Annotated in this window: 3 protein-coding genes; 2 read left to right on the forward strand and 1 reads right to left on the reverse strand. The window is 63.0% G+C overall.

Annotated elements, in window-relative coordinates:
* On the forward strand, positions 1-416 hold a 416-nt coding region (locus VN004_RS08450; RefSeq protein ID WP_325608905.1), incomplete at its 5' end, for a hypothetical protein.
* A 142-nt stretch (positions 417-558) separates the two neighbouring features.
* Here VN004_RS08450 and VN004_RS08455 read toward each other — a convergent pair.
* Complete coding sequence (locus VN004_RS08455; protein ID WP_325608907.1) at positions 559-1248, reverse strand: TetR/AcrR family transcriptional regulator; 690 nt, start codon at positions 1246-1248, stop codon at positions 559-561.
* A gap of 138 nt (positions 1249-1386) precedes the next feature.
* Here VN004_RS08455 and VN004_RS08460 point away from each other — a divergent pair.
* The coding region (locus tag VN004_RS08460; protein WP_325608908.1) for an efflux RND transporter periplasmic adaptor subunit at positions 1387-2158 on the forward strand (772 nt) is incomplete at its 3' end.

Here is a 2158-nt window from a genome sequence, read left to right on the forward strand (position 1 = left end):
CCGCCATGCTGTTCGAGCCGTTTGTGTCGATCGCCGTCAAGCAGGGTCTCGCCAACACGGTGGTCGATGTGGCGAGCGAACTCGACGCCTTCTCCTCGGCGCCGCTGTCGACCAGCAAGGCGTTTCTGGACAAGAATGCGAAGGACGCCAACGCGCTGTTTGCCGCGCTGGTGGAAGCGCAGCAATACATCAAGGGCCATCACGACGAGGTCTACGAGATCGCCAAGAAGCACTTTGCCAAGGCCGATCCCGAGATCCTGAAGGCTGCGCTCGACCATATGTACAAGGTGTTCTCGCCGGACGGAAAATTCACCAAGGCGAATATCAAGAAGACCGAGGATATTTCGATCGATCTCGGCATCATGCCGAAGTCTTACGGCTACGAGGAGGTCGTCGCGCCGATGGCGCGCGAATAAAAATGCCCGGGCGCTGAACCGCGCGGCGGATGAAAAGGGGCGCCGGTCGGACGCAGGTCCGGCCGGCGTTTTATATTGGCCGGCCATGTTATAGGCCTGCCTGTGCTGAAACGGACGCCGGCTGCCGTTGGCTGCGCGCAGCTCAACGCGGCAGGATGCCCTGCGTAAACATCCGGATGCAGTTCCGCAGATAGCGGATTCTTTCCTTCCGCGCGGGCCACTGCTGCACCGTTTCGGATTTGACGGCGACTGCGCCGAAGATCAGGTCCATCAGAGCCTTGGCGGCGTCATCGGCATTCGGGCATACAATGCGGCCTTTCGCCTGCTGCCGCCGGAGCCATCGGGCGAGGGCCTGCCGGGACGGATCGCCGCCACGCGTGTGCAACAAGGCGCGCAGTTCGGGGAACTGCCGGACTTCCACCAGCACGAACCGGATCAAGGCCATTCGTGCGTCATTGGCCTCGTCGTCGATCTCGATGAGGAAGATGCGTGCGAGCGCTTCATCGATAGGCAATGCGTCGTAGTCGCCGGGGAGCGCCAGCATGGTCTGCCGGTGATCGTCGATGATCGCGCCGAATATCTCGGCTTTATTGGAAAAAAGTCGGTAAAGCGTGCCCTTGGAAATCCGGCATCGCGTCACGATGTCGTCCATCGTCGTGCGGGCGTAGCCTTTTTCGAAGAACAGGTCGCGGGCCTGCCGCGCGATCTGCCGGGCCTGCTCGGCGTCGGACATCAGCTTCGGGCGGCCGCGGTGCCGCCGCGTCGCGTCGGCCGGGACCTTGGGTTTTTTCGCGGCAATTTTGCGGCGAGGCTTCGCGGTTGACATCGGCATGGTCTTCCCGAATATAGATACGATACCGTTCTGTAAATATGAAACCGGAGTTTCGCCGTGAGTCCGGACGCCCGCGGGCCGCGCTCGTCATCGCGCTCTCAGGAATCATCGAGGTGCATCGCTGCGGTTGTCGCGCTCATGGCGGGTCTTGCCGTCGCAAGCGTGCTGTCGGGCTGCGACAATCGCACCGGCGAGAACGCCGGCGCTCCTCCCGGAACGGCAAAGCCGCAGGTCGGCGTTGTCACGCTTCATCCGCAGTCCGTGGCAATCACCGCGGAGCTGCCGGGCCGCACGGCCGCCTCGCTCGTCGCGGAGGTCCGGCCGCAGGTGAGCGGCATCATTCAGAAGCGGTTTTTTCAGGAGGGCAGTGAGGTCAAGGAAGGCGCCGCGCTCTATCAGATCGATCCGGCAAGCTATCAGGCGGCTTACGACAGCGCGCTCGCGGCGCTGCAGCGCGCGGAAGCGGCGGTGCCGAGCGCGCAGGCCAAGGCCGAACGCTATCAAAGCCTGATCGCGCAGAAAGCGATCAGCCAGCAAGAGCTCGACGATGCGCGCGCGTCGCTCGCCCAGGCGAAAGCGGATGTCGCGTCCGCCAAGGCGGCGGTCGAGACCTCGCGGATCAATCTCAACTTTACCACCATCACCGCGCCGATCTCCGGCCGGATCGAAAAGTCGGTGCTCACGCAAGGCGCGCTGGTCACGGCGAGCCAGACCACGCCCTTGACCACGATCCGTACGCTCGATCCGATCAATGTCGACGTGACGCAATCGAGCACCAACCTGCTCAACCTGCGCGAGGCGATCAAGGACGGCCGCATCAAGATTTCCGGCGAGAATGTCAGCGTCCGGCTGAAGCTCGAGAACGGCACGATCTATCCGCAGACCGGAAAGCTGGAGTTTTATGAAGCGG

The organism is Pseudorhodoplanes sp. (assembly GCF_035565855.1).
Taxonomy (GTDB): Bacteria; Pseudomonadota; Alphaproteobacteria; order Rhizobiales; family Xanthobacteraceae; genus Pseudorhodoplanes.

Bases quoted from the DNA above. Each gene is read 5' to 3' on its own strand.
- VN004_RS08455 (WP_325608907.1), bottom strand. From the start codon at position 1,248: ATGCCGATGTCAACCGCGAAGCCTCGCCGCAAAATTGCCGCGAAAAAA.